Origin of the sequence: Pseudomonas sp., assembly GCF_046581935.1 — a bacterium.
Classification (GTDB): Bacteria; Pseudomonadota; Gammaproteobacteria; order Pseudomonadales; family Pseudomonadaceae; genus Aquipseudomonas.
The window spans coordinates 151,724-165,211 of record NZ_JAYGFK010000003.1 but is presented as its reverse complement, the minus strand read 5'-3'; the positions used below and the strand labels follow the sequence as shown (position 1 = coordinate 165,211).

Genomic DNA, 13,488 nt, shown 5'->3' with positions numbered 1-13,488 from the left:
GAATCATTATTGATGTTGTGTTGGCTCGGATGCGGTGCGCGGCTTATGCGTTGCCAGCTTCGAAACCTTCGAGGACGTTGACCGCGTTGACGCCGATGGCCTCGACCGCATAACCGCCTTCCATGACAAACAGGGTTGGCTTGCCGAGGGCGGCAATGCGCCGGCCCATGGCCAGGTAATCCGGGCTGTCGAGTTTGAACTGGGAAATCGGGTCGTCCTTGAAGGTGTCCACGCCCAGCGACACCACAATCACCTCGGCGTCGTATTCGGCAATGCGTTGGCAGGCGTCATCCAGCGCTGCGCTCCACACTTCCCATGGGCTGCCCATGGCCAGCGGGTAGTTGAAGTTGCAGCCTTCGCCGGCCCCTTCACCGCGCTCATCGGCATAGCCGAGGAAGAACGGGAATTCTTCGCTCGGGTCGCCGTGAATCGAGGCGAACAGCACGTCATTGCGCGAGTAGAAAATGTCCTGGGTGCCGTTGCCGTGGTGGTAATCAACATCCAGGATCGCCACGCGTTGTGTGCCTTGATCGAGAAAGGCTTGAGTGGCGATGGCCGCGTTGTTCAGGTAGCAGTAACCGCCCATCAGCTCGCCGGCCGCGTGGTGTCCGGGTGGCCGGCATAGGGCAAAAGCGCTGTGTGCACCGTTGCTGATTGCTGCCTGAGCGCTAAGGGCTACTTGCGCGGCACTGTAAGCGGCCTGCCAGGTGCCGGCGGTAATCGGTGCGCCGCCGTCGAAGCTGTAATAGCCGAGCTGGCCGTGCAGATCATTGGGGATCACTTTGCGTAAGGTGCGCGCGGGCCAAGTGAAGGGCAGCAGGTCACCGCTGCCGCTCTGCGCCTGCCAGCGCGCCCAGGCGCCCTTGAAGAAATCTAGATAAGCACTGCTGTGGATGCGTTCGATTGGCGCGAGGCCGAAGTCTGCAGGCGCACGTACTTCGCCGAGCTGGCGAGCTTTGATCCGCTGCAGAATATGGTCGGCGCGTTGCGGCTTTTCGAAGCAGGGCATTAGCTGGCCGTCGATCAGTTCGCAGCTGCCGTGGTGCAGGTGATGGTCGTCGCTGTAAAAGGTCAGCATGCAAGTGGTTCCCAGGCTTGTTGTTGTGGTCTCCATTGTTCGCAGCTAATGCGCGGCGGATGAACGCTGGCAACGGCCAAAAGGGGATCGATGTGGCCAAAAAATCCGCCGGGAGCGTTTTTAACGTCACGCAGCGCTGGCCCGTGGGGTGGTCGCCAGGGTTGGCAGGCCATAAATTGCGCGGCCGCCTTGGCATTTCGTAGGAGGTGCCTTAGCGGCGAGCTTTTTAAAAGCGGTAGTCGCGGCTACGACTGCAGGGATGCAGGAGGTAGAGCGAAGCAGGATGCCGGAGCCGAAAGCCCCTCCCACAAATCTCAGTCACTGTGCAGTGTGGGGTCAAGCGCGAAAGCGGCTCGGCGGCACGCCACTCCAGCGCTGGAAGGCATGACGAAAGCTGGCGGTTTCGCTGAAGCCCAAATGTTCGGCAATGCGACAGATGGGCCAGTCTTCTTGGCCGAGCAAGGTTTTGGCCTGTTCAAAGCGCAGCTCGTCGAGTAGCTCCTGATAATGCGTACCCAGTTCTTGCAGGTGGCGGCGCAGGGTGCGCGGCGAGCAGTGCATTTGCTGCGCCAGTTGCTCCAGGCCTGGCGGGGCGGCCAGCTGCTCGGCGAGTAATTGGCGAATGCGTGCGAGCCAGGCCTGACGGGTGGTGTACTCGGTGTTTTGCTTGCGGCAGCGGTCGAGCATTTCGCGGTGGGTTACCGCATCGGCCAAGGGTAGTGCCTGCTGCAACCAACTGGCGGGGAAGGCGAAGGCATTGCGGGCGGCATTGAACTGCAGCGGGCAGGCGAAGTTGTCTGGGTAGTGGGCGCTGTAGTGCGGTTCGCTGTAGCGAAACTGTGCGGCGCTGAGTGGCAATGGCTGACCGAGCAGGTCATCACTGATCAGTTTGAGCGAAGCCAGGCACATTTCCAGGTTGAAGACTTCCAGCTCCGGCCGGTGCTGGTACTCGCTGGCGACGACCCAGGCCAGCTCGCCTTCGAGGTGCATATCCAGCTTGAAATAGGTGCCCAATAGCGCCGGGTATTGCAGCAGCAGCCGCCAGGCGTCACCAAAGGTGGCGCTCGACAGGGCGGCGTAACCGACCATGCCGTAAGCCGACACATGCATGCGCCGGCCCAGCTCCAGGCCAAGGTCGCTACGTAGCAGTAGGGCATTGGCGCAGACCTGTAATTCCTGCGTGCGGGTGATGCGGGTATCACTGCAGGGCAGATCGGCGGCGCTAATGCCACTGCCGGCCAACAGCTGTTCGGTCAGTTCGGGCTGTGCGGCAAATATTTCGAGGATTTGTGAAACCACATGCAGGGTGGTCAGGTGGGCGTGCAACATCGGGGGTGACCGCAACTGTTTAGAGTCCCCGAGTGACGCAAGAACTATGCCGCAGCACCGCAGCCGGCCGCTCTGATGCGGGCCGCTGCGGCTAGCTGGATTTAGCGATTACGCAGGAAGGCGTTGATAAAGTCGCCCTGATTTGGTGCTTCTTCGTGGGTGGTGAACAGCAAACCGTCATTGCTCTCGCGCAGCTTGAGTTGTGCAGCAAAGCTGCATTGCACGGTTTTCAGCTGTTTAGCCTGGGCTTTGAAGTCCGCGCTGCTTTCACACAGGTTGGCCATCTGGCTAACTACTTCACCGCAGAAGCTCGGTACGCTCAGGCGCTTGAGCTTGTCATCGTCAATCGCACTCCAGTCAACCTGGGTGGTCATCTCGCTGCCGCAGACTTTTGAAGCGTCTTGGTCGATTTGCTGCAGGCGTGCGCTGAAATCGGCAACGCGCTGTTCGCGGTCGAAGCGACTGAGTTTGTCCTGAATGCCCTTTTTCATCTGCTGCTCATACAGCGCCAGCAGGGTGTCGGGTTTGGCTGCCTTGCTTTTGGCTTCATCGAAGCTCAGGGCAAAGCCATCAGTGCTTGGCAGGTACATTTGGTAGTTCTCGCCACCCCAACCCTGGCGTTTTAGCAGCAGGTTGTAGGCGCTGCCGTTCAGGGTGGTGGTGTAGTCGAGTTCATCATTGCCGCGCTCGTTGATGTTGCTCAGCAGTACCACGTCATCCAATGGGTGGTTGATGCCGTTGACCTGGATCAGCGCCTGCTTGCCGTCGCTGCTGGGCGCGACGGTGACGCTGATGCCTTTGCCGGCATTGAACACTTGCGGGTATTTGGCCAGTTCAAGGGCGTGGGCGTTGAGGGTAAGCAGCGAAGCTGCAAGCAGTAGTGACAGCCTTGTCATGGTGGCGTCCTTAGTTGATTGGGGGGCGGGCAGTATAGCCAGGAGGCTACAAGCCGTTTGTGCGCGAGGTCTGCTAATAGTTCCAGCAAATGTTTGAGCTGCTTGTGATGGCATCAGCCTCGACAAACGGTTGGTGCGGGTGCCCGTCCACCAAGGCTTTACGGTATACTGCGCGGCCTTTGGCCGGTAGCACCGGCCGGAATTCGCACACAAGCCACGCCGGTTCTCCCGCGTGGCTTGTTGGTTTTTGCCGCGCCTGCTGGCGCTAATTTTGAGAAGAGGCACGACGATGAGCGCACTGGTTGGCGTGATCATGGGCTCTAAGTCCGATTGGTCCACCCTTAGCCACACCGCCGAGATGCTGGACAAGCTGGGCATCCCCTACGAGGTCAAGGTGGTTTCGGCGCACCGCACCCCGGATCTGCTGTTCCAGTACGCCGAGCAGGCTGATGAGCGCGGTATTCAGGTGATCATCGCCGGCGCGGGTGGTGCTGCGCATCTGCCAGGCATGTGTGCGGCCAAGACGCACCTGCCAGTGCTGGGTGTTCCAGTGCAATCGGCCGTGCTCTCTGGTGTTGATTCGTTGCTGTCGATCGTGCAGATGCCGGCTGGTATTCCCGTCGCCACTCTGGCTATCGGCAAGGCCGGTGCGGTGAACGCTGCATTGCTCGCCGCGAGTATCCTCGGCCACCAGCACCCGCAGTTCCATGCCGCGCTCAAGCAGTTCCGCCAGGAACAGACCGAAACCGTCTTGGACAATCCGGACCCGCGTGAGGCCTAAATCATGAAAATCGGCATAATCGGTGGCGGCCAACTGGGCCGTATGATGGCTTTGGCAGGCACCCCGCTGGGGATGAGCTTCGCCTTCCTTGACCCTGCGCCGGACGCCTGCGCGCAAGCGTTGGGCGAGCATATCCGCGCCGATTATGGCGATCAGGATCACCTGCGCCAGTTGGCCGACGAGGTCGACCTGGTGACCTTCGAGTTCGAGAGCGTGCCGGCGGAAACCGTGGCATTCCTCTCGCAGTTCGTCCCGGTTTACCCGAGCGCCGAAGCCCTGCGTATCGCCCGTGATCGCTGGTTTGAAAAGTCGATGTTCAAGGACCTCGGTATTCCGACGCCGGATTTTGCCGATATCCAGTCACAAGCCGACCTCGACGCCGCCGTGGCCAGCATTGGTTTGCCGGCCGTGATGAAGACCCGCACCCTGGGTTACGACGGCAAAGGGCAAAAGGTTTTGCGCAAGCCTGAGGATGTAGTCGGCGCTTTCGCCGAACTGGGCAGCGTGTCGTGCATTCTTGAAGGTTTTGTACCGTTCACTGGCGAAGTGTCGCTGGTGGCCGTGCGTGCCCGCGATGGCGAAACGCGCTTCTACCCACTGGTACATAACCGCCACGACAGCGGCGTGCTGGCGCTCTCCATCGCCAGTACCGACCACCCGCTGCAGGCGCTGGCCGAAGATTACGTCGGCCGTGTGCTGAGCAAACTCGACTACGTCGGCGTGCTGGCCTTCGAGTTCTTTGAAGTCGATGGCGGCCTGAAAGCCAACGAAATCGCCCCGCGCGTACACAACTCCGGGCACTGGACCATCGAAGGTGCCGAGTGCAGTCAGTTCGAGAACCACTTACGCGCCGTCGCGGGCCTGCCGCTGGGTTCGACTGCCAAGGTCGGCGAGAGTGCCATGCTCAACTTCCTCGGTGTTGTGCCGCCAGTCGAGCAGGTCATCGCCATTGATGACTGCCACGTACACCACTATGGCAAGGCCTTCAAAGCCGGGCGCAAGGTCGGTCACGCGACCCTGCGCTGCGCGGATCGTGCCACCCTGGGCACGCAGATCGCGGCGGTCGAGGCTTTGATCGCCAAGGCCTGATCTGCGCTTTGTGACTACGCTCTTGTGTATAGGCCATACACAAGAGCTTCGTCATGAAGTACGTGCTATTGCTGTTTCTCCTTTGTCTGCCGCTTTGCCATGCCGAACAGGTATTACGCGCCGATTACCGTGAGCGCCCACCGGAAATGCAGGCTCGCGACTCTTTGCCCGTCGGTCCGCTGATCGAGGTGCTTAATGTCGCGGCGCAGCGTGTTGATGCGCGCATTGAATGGCGCTATGCCCCCTTTGTCCGCAGCTTGAAAGATCTCAAGTCTGGGCGCGTCGACCTGGTGCCTCGGGTGTTATTCACCACCGAGCGGATGGGCTACATACACTTTCTGCCATCGATTGGCACCCAGCGAAAAAGCATCCGCTTTATCGTCAAGAGCGGTCAGCAAAGTAGCTTGCGTAGCTATGCCGACCTGCAAGGCAAGGTGATCGGGGTTAAGCGCGGCACCGCCTACTTCGATCAGTTCGACAGTGACAACACCCTGAACAAAAGCCTGATTACCGACGACTATCTGCTGGCCGGGATGTTTCGCGCTGGGCGTTTGGACGCGATGGTCGTGCTGGATGCTGAAGCCATCGAGGCGCAATTCCGCAAGGTCGGGTTCAGCGACTATAGCTATGCCGAATACCGCTATGAGCAGTCCATCGGTAATTATTACGGCGTATCGAAGCGCAATTACCTGGGCGCAAAAAAGCCATTTACGAGCAGTTAGGACAGGTGTTGAACGACATGCGCGAGCGTGGCGAGATCGCTCGCATCTACCACCGCTATGGCGTTGTGCCACCCGAGACCGTCGAATAACGAACTGCCTAATCTTTGCATGGTCAGATCAACGGTCTTAAACCTACCGTTCATTCAGGAGGCTCGCATGAGCATTCTCGGCATTATTTTTATCGGCCTGATTGTTGGCTTGATTGCCCGCTTTATCAAGCCCGGCAACGACAGCATGGGTTGGATCATGACCATCCTGCTCGGTGTTTGCGGCTCAATTGCCGCCACCTATGGCGGTCAGGCGTTGGGCATTTACAAAGTGGGTGAATCCGCTGGTTTTATCGGCGCAGTGATCGGTGCGGTGGTGTTGCTGGTAATCTACGGCGCTGTCAAAAAGGGCTGATGTCCTTTCCTTCTGCTGCCGTGTGAGGCCGTCGATGCGCTACCTGCTGTTCCCCCTGCTATTCATCAGCACCCTGGCCTGTGCCGAACTGCCGGAAACCGATTGGCTGGAGCTGATGCCGCCGCAAGACCGCCAGGCTCTGGAAGACATGCCCGAGATCAGTCACCAGGGCATTGAGCAGGACAGCGGCTTCTACAACCCTGGCGGCCTCAAGCAGCAAGATAAAAACTTGCCCGCCGTGATGTACTCGACGAACACCGTTGCGGCGCTGGATGGCAAGGCACTGCGCCTTGGCGGATATCCCGTGCCGTTGGAGACCGACAGCCAAGGCCGCAGCATCTTGTTCTTCCTGGTGCCGTATCCCGGTGCTTGCATCCACGTCCCGCCACCACCGCCTAACCAGTTGGTGCTGGTGCGCTACCCCAAAGGCATTGAGCTGGAAGACATCTACGCACCTCTATGGGTCAGTGGCACGCTGAAGATCGAGCAGGTCAATAATGACTTGGCTGATGCAGCCTATGCGCTAGATGCAGATACCGTCAGAGTGGTCACCGATGATGACCTTTAACACTGGAGTTCCATCCATGAAAGCTGCCTGCCTTCTGCTGCTGTGTTTGATCTCCGCTAGCGCCATGGCACTGGAAACTGGCGAACGTTTAGCGCCCTGGACCCTGTTGGACCAGCATGACCAGGCTTACACCCTGGACAACCAACTGCAGGTGCTACTGGTGGCCCAAAGTATGGACGCCGCCAAACTGGTCGACGCCGCGCTGCAAGGCAAACCCAAGGGCTACCTGGAACAGCGCCACACGGTCTTTCTCGCCGATATCAGCCGCATGCCCAAGGTGATTGCCACCCTGTTCGCCCTACCCAAAATGCGCGACTACAACTACCGCATCCTCCTCGACCGCGACGCCCGCATCACCCCGCGCTACCCGGTAGACACCACCAGCGTGCTATGGCTCGACCTGCGAGACGGCAAACTGCAGGGGCAACGTAGCTTTACCGACGCTAGTGAGTTGGCTAAGGCATTGGAGGCAGATGAGCCGATTGCCCAGTAAAGGGTTTTAATCAGAGACCAGCAGCTCAGCCCACAAACTAAGGTTGAGCCGGTGCTGCTCACCTGCGGCCAGTACGCGGATGTCGTCCATTACGTTGGCGTGTTCAATACAGAGCATGCCTTGCCAGGCATCGTCAGCGAACTGTGACAGGCGCTGCGCTTTGTCGATCCAGGGGTTCCACAGTACGGCGGAGTTTGAGCCGCTGCTCAGTAGTTGGATGCGCCGCTGCCAGGCGTCATCACGGATGCTCAGGCTGGCTGGAGTGTCCAGGTAGATGCGGTCAGTTTCGCCGTTGAACTGCAGTGGCCCTTCCTGTTGGCGCGTCTGCCAGTCTTCCAGGGTTTCGATGTAGCGGCAGCCGTGCAGGCCCTCAACACTGACCTGGCGAATATCACTGACGGCAAAGTAGCTATGCAGCGCTTGGCTGATCGCCAGCGGTGTAGTGCCCAGGTTACGACTGTGCAGTTCGAGGTGCAGGCGTTCATCCAAGCGAATGCTCAAGCGTAGTTCGGCGGCATGTGGCCAGTCGTTCTGCGGCTGGCTGAGGCTGTTGAAGGTGAAGTCGATGTGGATGCCGTCCGTGCGGCTGTCGATGCCTTGCAGTTGCCAATCAAGGTTGCGTACCAGGCCGTGGGCAGGTGCTTGCGCCGGTTGTGTGTGCATGGCCTGCACCGCTGGCGGATTGCGCTGCAGGTTGCCGAACCAAGGCCAGCAAACCGGTACACCGCCGCGCACGCCTTGGCCCTTGTGGAAGACCGCTTGCTTGCTGAGCCAGATCAGCGGCGGCTGGCCATCGGTCTGGTAGCTGAGAACCTGAGCGCCTTGCTGGCTGATTACGAGTTCGTTAGCCCCGTAGCGCACGCGCCAGCAGGTCAGCTCGCCCAGTTCAACGCGTTCAACATTGGATTCGGCCATCGCTGTGTCCATCCGCTAGATAAAGAGGTCTATTGGAGCGCAGCTTGGCGGTAGAAAGCAAAACGCCCGTCAGTGACGGGCGTTTTGTTGGTTGCGTGGCTTACTTGCCGTAGACCTGCTCTGGCAGCCAGGTGATCAGTCCGGGGAACTGATAGGCAATCACCAGCAGGAACAACTGGATCAGGATAAACGGCAGCACACCCTTGTAGATGGTGCTGGTAGGCACTGACGCCGGCGTGACACCGCGCAGGTAGAACAGCGCAAAACCGAAGGGTGGCGTGAGGAACGAGGTCTGCAAGTTCAGCGCGATCATTACGCCGAGCCAGATCGGATCCAGTCCCATTGCCAGCAATACCGGACCGACAATCGGCACCACCACGAAGGTGATTTCGATAAAGTCGAGGATAAAGCCGAGTAGGAAGATCACCAGCATGACCAGGAAGAACGCGCCGAGCACGCCACCCGGCAACTGCGCGAATATGTCTTCAATCATCACTTCGCCGCCGAAGCCGCGGAACACCAGGGAGAACAGCGAAGCCCCGATCAGGATGAGGAACACCATGGCGCTGATTTCGGTGGTGCCGCTGGCTACTTCGCGCAGTTGGCTAAGGTTCAGCTTGCGTTTGTACAGTGCCAGCAGCATGGCACCCAGCGCGCCGAGTGCTGCTGCTTCGGTCGGTGTCGCGTAACCCGCGAGGATCGAGCCCAGCACTGCGCCGATCAGCAGCAACGGCGGTACCAGGGCATTGATCAGTTTGTTCCATTCGATCGGTCCGAGCTCTTCCTGCGGCAATGCAGGCAGCTTCTTCGGTTGGAAGATTGCCACGCCGATGATGTAGAGAATGTACAGGCCGACCAGCAGCATGCCGGGCAGGAAGGCACCTACGAACAGGTCGCCGACCGAGACCGTCTTCGGCGAGAAGATGCCCATCTTCAATTGTGCCTGTTGATAGGCGCTGGACATCACGTCGCCCAGCAACACCAGCACAATGGATGGCGGAATGATCTGCCCCAAGGTGCCGGTAGCAGCCAAGGTGCCAGTGGAGATAGCAGGGTCATAACCGCGCCGTAGCATGGTTGGCAGAGCTAGCAGGCCCATGGTCACCACGGTTGCGCCCACGATGCCGGTACTGGCGGCGAGCAGTGCGCCCACCACGCACACGGAAATTGCCAGACCGCCGCGCAGGGTGCCGAACAGGCGCGACATCGACTCCAGCAGGTCCTCGGCAACCCTAGATTTCTCCAGCATCACCCCCATGAACACGAACAGCGGCACCGCCAGCATGGTCTGGTTGTTCATGATGCCAAATAGACGGTTGGGCAGGGCACTCAGGTAGCTACCATCAAAGGTGCCGGTGAGTATTCCAATGCCGGCAAATGCCAGTGATACGCCGGCCAGGGTGAAGGCCACCGGGTAGCCAGCCATCAGGGCCGTACAGATGCTGATAAACAGCAGGATCGCCATCAACTCAGCCATGGGTCACCTCCTCTGCAGGCATCCGACTGGTGAGGATGTTGGCAAATTTGATCAAGTCGGAGATTCCTTGCAGCACGAGGCTGACGACCAGCACCATGATGATGCTCTTTTGCAGGTAGACGAATTTAAGTCCGCCTGACTCGCTAGAGCCTTCTAGGGTCGACCAGGAGTTACTGACGTAATCCCAGCTGCTCCAGCCCAAGAACAGGCAGACCGGTAGCAAGAAGCACAGCGTGCCTAGGCTATCGACTAGAGCTTTACGGCGTGGGCTAAAGCTTTGATAGAAAATATCCACGCGGACATGGCCATTGCGTTGCAATACCCAGGCGGCAGCACCCATGAACACCAGGGCGTGGGCATACAGTACGGCTTCCTGCAGTGCGGTTGCGCCGATGCCGAAAGCGTAACGCAACACCACCACAACAGCGGTACCAACGACCAGGAATAAGGTTAGCCAGGAGCAGGCTTTACCGAAGCGTGCGTTGAATGAGTCGATCAGATGAGCAAGGCCGAGTAGGATCGGAGGCTTGTCGGACATCGTAAGTCCTTCTTATGGTTATGAGCTTTGTGGGCAGGCCGGCGATTCTAGACAGGCCTTACGTATGCAGCAATGGCACTACAACTTTAGTCGTATTCGCTAGGCTTGAGAGTCACTTACCCCTATGTTACTCAGGCGCGGTCTGTCTGTAGCGATCCTGTGGTCAGACCACTACAACAATAAAGGAGCTTTGCATGAAACGTCGTCAAATTCTCGCAGCAGCAGGTGTTGGCCTCGCAGCCACGGCTTTAGCCGGTTGCAAGCAAGAGGCGGATACCGCTGGCAAGCCTCAAGAGGGCGCGAGCGCTCAGACCTTCAACTGGAAAATGGTCACCTCCTGGCCGAAGAACTTCCCAGGCGTGGGCGTTGGTGCTGAAAATTTTGCCAAGCTTGTTGAATCAATGAGCAATGGCCGTCTGAAGATTAAAGTGTATGCCGCTGGTGAGCTGGTGCCGGCGCTGGAAGTATTTGATGCAGTGAGCCGTGGTACGGCGGAAATGGGTCACGGCGCACCTTACTACTGGAAGGGCAAAGTGCCTGCTGCGCAGTTCTTCTGTGCTTTGCCATTTGGCCCTAATGCCCAGGAAATGAATGCCTGGCTGTACCGTGGCGGCGGTATGCAGTTGTGGGAAGAAACCTACAAGCCGTTCGGCGTGCTGCCGATGGCCTGCGGTGCAACTGGCGTGCAGACTGCCGGTTGGTTCAACAAAGAAATCAATAGTGTTGATGATTTCAATGGCCTGAAAATGCGCACTCCAGGCCTGGGCGGTGAAGTGCTGACGAAGATGGGCGGCACTGTGGTGAACATGCCGGCTGGGGAAATCTTCACTGCACTGCAAACCGGTGCGATTGATGCCACCGAGTGGATTGGCCCATATAACGACCAGGCCCTCGGCCTACACAAAGCCGCCAAGTACTACTACACCCCGGGCTGGCAAGAGCCGAACGTGACCTTTGAGTTGGACATCAACATCAAGGCTTGGGAAACCCTGCCGGCAGATTTGCAGGCAATCGTCCGCGCAGCGGCTCGTGATGTGAACGGCGACATGCTCGACGATTACAATGCGCGCAACATGGAAGCCATGGAGCAGCTCAAAGCCGAGGGTGTTGATGTACGTCGTCTGCCAGACGAAGTGTTGGCCAAGCTCAAGGTGGTGGCGGCTGAAGTGGTTGACGCCAGCGCAGCGGCTGACCCGGTGGCCAGCAAGGTGTGGGCGCAGCAGAAGGCTTATCTCGAGCGTCTGTACGAGTATGCCGAGATGAACGAGAAGGATATTTACAATATCCGCGGCTGATTCATCGCCCAATAAAACGCCGGCTCTTGAGCCGGCGTTTTCGTTTATGGCGCACTGATGCAACGCCATCCTACCGCCGTGCAGGCACCGGGCGAGTGCGGCCGCTGCCGTCGATGGCGACGAATACGAACACTGCTTCGGTAACTTTGCGCCACTCGCTGGACAGCGGGTCATCGCTCCACACTTCCACCAGCATCTGGATCGAGCTGCGGCCCACTTCTACTGTTTGGGTGTAGAAGGACAGTTGCGCGCCAACTGCCACCGGCACCAGGAACGCCATACGGTCGATAGCCACCGTCGCGACGCGCCCGCCCGCCACCTTATTGGCCATGGCCGTGCCGGCCAGGTCCATCTGGGAAACCAGCCAGCCGCCGAAAATATCGCCGAAACCGTTGGTTTCACGTGGCAGCGCGGTGATCTGCAAAGCCAGGTCGCCTTGCGGGATGGGGTCTTCCTGTTCGAAATCGTGCATTCGGATAGGCTCGCGATGCGGTTGTTTTTATTGGCGCAGTGCCAGGCTTGGCAATGGCGGCGAGTCTGGCTCTGCGGCAATTGCGGGTGTGCCCGGCAGGCCCGCAGTTAGGCGGGCGCTGCGAGTATAACGACTCAGTAGTCGCAGGGCGACCATGGCACTTCGCCTTGATAGTTATTCCAGTCTTTTTGCGGGTAATAGCAAAATCTGAGTAACGGTCATCTAACTGTCATATTGGTTACATACAGTCGTCATACGGCCTACAGATACTTGGCCCCGTTCAATCCAACACTAGTTTTCCAGGAGTAAGGCATGAAACTTAAGCGTTTGATGGCGGCCATGACATTTGTCGCCGCTGGCGTCGCCACCGCCAATGCGGTTGCTGCTATCGACCCGGCTCTGCCGAGCTATGAAAAAACCTCTGGTGTATCCGGTAACCTGTCGAGCGTCGGCTCTGACACCCTGGCTAACCTGATGACCCTTTGGGCTGAGAACTACAAGCAGTTCTACCCGAACGTGAACATCCAGATCCAGGCTGCCGGTTCTTCTACTGCGCCACCTGCTTTGACTGAAGGCACCTCTAACCTCGGCCCGATGAGCCGTAAGATGAAAGATGCCGAGCTGCAAGCTTTTGAAGAAAAATACGGCTACAAGCCGACTGCAATCCCAGTAGCTATCGATGCCCTGGCTGTATTCGTGCACAAAGACAACCCAATCAAGAGCCTGACCATGGCTCAGGTTGACGCGATCTTCTCGAGCACTCGCTTGTGCGGCGAAGCAAAAGAAATCAAAACCTGGGGCGACGCTGGCATGACTGGCGAGTGGGCGAGCAAGCCAATCCAGTTGTTCGGTCGTAACTCGGTATCGGGTACTTACGGCTACTTCAAAGAAGAAGCCCTGTGCAAAGGCGACTTCCGCTCTAACGTCAACGAGCAACCAGGTTCTGCCTCGGTTGTGCAGTCGATCTCCAGCACTGTTAATGCCATCGGTTACTCGGGCATTGGCTACAAAACCTCCAGCGTTCGCGCTGTGGCCCTGGTCGACAAGCAAGGCAACGCTGAAGAAGCCAGCGAAGCAAACGCACTGTCGGGCAAGTACCCGCTGTCGCGCTTCCTCTTCGTTTACGTGAACAAGGCGCCGAACAAGCCGTTGAGCCCGCTCGAAGCGCAGTTCGTGAAGATGGTTCTGTCTAAGCAAGGCCAAGAAGTTGTGGTGAAAGACGGTTACATCCCGCTGCCTGCCAAAGTGGCTGAAAAAGCCATGAAGGATCTGGGTCTCTAAGCGATCCCGGTGTCGTGAAATAATGCGATATAGCAGCGCCCGCACTCGATATTGAGCGCGGGCGTTGTTGTGTCACTACGCTGTAGCTTTTCTGTCACAAAAGACCGTTAGATTTGTGCCTCCGCTGACTCAAGGCGCGCGTGCATAACCGC

15 protein-coding genes are annotated in these 13,488 nt (G+C 58.6%); 8 read left to right on the top strand and 7 right to left on the bottom strand.

Features of this window, described 5'->3' with window-relative positions:
- Positions 1 to 43 precede the first annotated feature (43 nt).
- From VCA57_RS02800 to VCA57_RS02790, 3 genes are all read right to left on the bottom strand, one after another.
- Positions 44 to 1,078 carry a histone deacetylase family protein gene (locus VCA57_RS02800; RefSeq protein ID WP_411183437.1) on the bottom strand — a complete coding sequence of 345 codons (1,035 nt, stop codon included), beginning with the start codon at positions 1,076 to 1,078 and terminating at the stop codon, positions 44 to 46.
- 336 nt (positions 1,079 to 1,414) lie between these two features.
- The gene (locus tag VCA57_RS02795) at positions 1,415 to 2,407 is read right to left on the bottom strand and encodes an AraC family transcriptional regulator (protein ID WP_411183436.1); all 993 of its coding nucleotides are present in this window, start codon (positions 2,405 to 2,407) and stop codon (positions 1,415 to 1,417) included.
- A gap of 101 nt (positions 2,408 to 2,508) precedes the next feature.
- Positions 2,509 to 3,303, bottom strand: a complete 795-nt coding sequence (locus tag VCA57_RS02790; protein ID WP_411183435.1) for a hypothetical protein — start codon at positions 3,301 to 3,303, stop codon at positions 2,509 to 2,511.
- Positions 3,304 to 3,592: 289 nt separating this feature from the next.
- Here VCA57_RS02790 and purE point away from each other — a divergent pair, with 289 nt between their 5' ends.
- From purE to VCA57_RS02760, 6 genes are all read left to right on the top strand, one after another.
- Complete coding sequence (gene purE / locus VCA57_RS02785) at positions 3,593 to 4,084, top strand: 5-(carboxyamino)imidazole ribonucleotide mutase (RefSeq protein WP_397492081.1); 492 nt, start codon at positions 3,593 to 3,595, stop codon at positions 4,082 to 4,084.
- Positions 4,085 to 4,087: 3 nt separating this feature from the next.
- A complete protein-coding gene (locus VCA57_RS02780) occupies positions 4,088 to 5,173 on the top strand; it encodes a 5-(carboxyamino)imidazole ribonucleotide synthase (RefSeq protein ID WP_411183434.1) in 1,086 nt (361 codons plus the stop codon).
- Positions 5,174 to 5,226: 53 nt separating this feature from the next.
- Entirely contained in the window at positions 5,227 to 5,895 is a 669-nt protein-coding gene (locus VCA57_RS02775; protein WP_411183433.1) for a substrate-binding periplasmic protein, read from the top strand.
- 156 nt (positions 5,896 to 6,051) lie between these two features.
- Entirely contained in the window at positions 6,052 to 6,297 is a 246-nt protein-coding gene (locus VCA57_RS02770; protein ID WP_411183432.1) for a GlsB/YeaQ/YmgE family stress response membrane protein, read from the top strand.
- A gap of 34 nt (positions 6,298 to 6,331) precedes the next feature.
- Positions 6,332 to 6,865 (top strand): DUF3299 domain-containing protein, encoded by a 534-nt coding sequence (locus VCA57_RS02765; protein WP_411183431.1) that lies wholly within the window; start codon positions 6,332 to 6,334, stop codon positions 6,863 to 6,865.
- A 16-nt stretch (positions 6,866 to 6,881) separates the two neighbouring features.
- The gene (locus VCA57_RS02760; RefSeq protein ID WP_411183430.1) at positions 6,882 to 7,358 is read left to right on the top strand and encodes an FAD/FMN-containing dehydrogenase; all 477 of its coding nucleotides are present in this window, start codon (positions 6,882 to 6,884) and stop codon (positions 7,356 to 7,358) included.
- A 6-nt stretch (positions 7,359 to 7,364) separates the two neighbouring features.
- Here the strand turns inward: VCA57_RS02760 and VCA57_RS02755 are convergent, their stop codons facing one another.
- The 3 genes from VCA57_RS02755 to VCA57_RS02745 form a co-directional block, all read right to left on the bottom strand.
- The gene (locus VCA57_RS02755) at positions 7,365 to 8,273 is read right to left on the bottom strand and encodes a D-hexose-6-phosphate mutarotase (RefSeq protein ID WP_411183429.1); all 909 of its coding nucleotides are present in this window, start codon (positions 8,271 to 8,273) and stop codon (positions 7,365 to 7,367) included.
- A gap of 100 nt (positions 8,274 to 8,373) precedes the next feature.
- A complete protein-coding gene (locus tag VCA57_RS02750) occupies positions 8,374 to 9,750 on the bottom strand; it encodes a TRAP transporter large permease (protein WP_411183428.1) in 1,377 nt (458 codons plus the stop codon).
- Entirely contained in the window at positions 9,743 to 10,288 is a 546-nt protein-coding gene (locus tag VCA57_RS02745) for a TRAP transporter small permease subunit (RefSeq protein WP_411183427.1), read from the bottom strand. The genes VCA57_RS02750 and VCA57_RS02745 overlap by 8 nt, the downstream gene beginning before the upstream one ends.
- 194 nt (positions 10,289 to 10,482) lie before the next feature.
- On the opposite strand from VCA57_RS02745, the gene VCA57_RS02740 reads away from it, so the two are divergent.
- Positions 10,483 to 11,583, top strand: a complete 1,101-nt coding sequence (locus VCA57_RS02740) for a TRAP transporter substrate-binding protein (RefSeq protein ID WP_411183426.1) — start codon at positions 10,483 to 10,485, stop codon at positions 11,581 to 11,583.
- A 70-nt stretch (positions 11,584 to 11,653) separates the two neighbouring features.
- On the opposite strand, the gene VCA57_RS02735 is transcribed toward VCA57_RS02740, so the two are convergent.
- Positions 11,654 to 12,055, bottom strand: a complete 402-nt coding sequence (locus VCA57_RS02735) for an acyl-CoA thioesterase (protein ID WP_411183425.1) — start codon at positions 12,053 to 12,055, stop codon at positions 11,654 to 11,656.
- A 312-nt stretch (positions 12,056 to 12,367) separates the two neighbouring features.
- On the opposite strand from VCA57_RS02735, the gene VCA57_RS02730 reads away from it, so the two are divergent.
- Positions 12,368 to 13,336, top strand: coding sequence for a phosphate ABC transporter substrate-binding protein PstS (locus VCA57_RS02730; protein ID WP_411183424.1), 969 nt, complete (start codon positions 12,368 to 12,370; stop codon positions 13,334 to 13,336).
- Positions 13,337 to 13,488: the final 152 nt, after the last annotated feature.

Excerpts from the sequence above, each read along its gene's own strand:
- VCA57_RS02800 (WP_411183437.1), bottom strand. The coding sequence starts at position 1,078 with ATGCTGACCTTTTACAGCGACGACCATCACCTGCACCACGGCAGCTGC.
- purE (WP_397492081.1), top strand. The coding sequence starts at position 3,593 with ATGAGCGCACTGGTTGGCGTGATCATGGGCTCTAAGTCCGATTGGTCC.
- VCA57_RS02770 (WP_411183432.1), top strand. The coding sequence starts at position 6,052 with ATGAGCATTCTCGGCATTATTTTTATCGGCCTGATTGTTGGCTTGATT.
- VCA57_RS02755 (WP_411183429.1), bottom strand. The coding sequence starts at position 8,273 with ATGGCCGAATCCAATGTTGAACGCGTTGAACTGGGCGAGCTGACCTGC.
- VCA57_RS02745 (WP_411183427.1), bottom strand. The coding sequence starts at position 10,288 with ATGTCCGACAAGCCTCCGATCCTACTCGGCCTTGCTCATCTGATCGAC.
- VCA57_RS02760 (WP_411183430.1), top strand. The coding sequence starts at position 6,882 with ATGAAAGCTGCCTGCCTTCTGCTGCTGTGTTTGATCTCCGCTAGCGCC.
- VCA57_RS02735 (WP_411183425.1), bottom strand. The coding sequence starts at position 12,055 with ATGCACGATTTCGAACAGGAAGACCCCATCCCGCAAGGCGACCTGGCT.
- VCA57_RS02780 (WP_411183434.1), top strand. The coding sequence starts at position 4,088 with ATGAAAATCGGCATAATCGGTGGCGGCCAACTGGGCCGTATGATGGCT.
- VCA57_RS02750 (WP_411183428.1), bottom strand. The coding sequence starts at position 9,750 with ATGGCTGAGTTGATGGCGATCCTGCTGTTTATCAGCATCTGTACGGCC.
- VCA57_RS02730 (WP_411183424.1), top strand. The coding sequence starts at position 12,368 with ATGAAACTTAAGCGTTTGATGGCGGCCATGACATTTGTCGCCGCTGGC.
- VCA57_RS02795 (WP_411183436.1), bottom strand. The coding sequence starts at position 2,407 with ATGTTGCACGCCCACCTGACCACCCTGCATGTGGTTTCACAAATCCTC.
- VCA57_RS02790 (WP_411183435.1), bottom strand. The coding sequence starts at position 3,303 with ATGACAAGGCTGTCACTACTGCTTGCAGCTTCGCTGCTTACCCTCAAC.
- VCA57_RS02765 (WP_411183431.1), top strand. The coding sequence starts at position 6,332 with ATGCGCTACCTGCTGTTCCCCCTGCTATTCATCAGCACCCTGGCCTGT.
- VCA57_RS02775 (WP_411183433.1), top strand. The coding sequence starts at position 5,227 with ATGAAGTACGTGCTATTGCTGTTTCTCCTTTGTCTGCCGCTTTGCCAT.
- VCA57_RS02740 (WP_411183426.1), top strand. The coding sequence starts at position 10,483 with ATGAAACGTCGTCAAATTCTCGCAGCAGCAGGTGTTGGCCTCGCAGCC.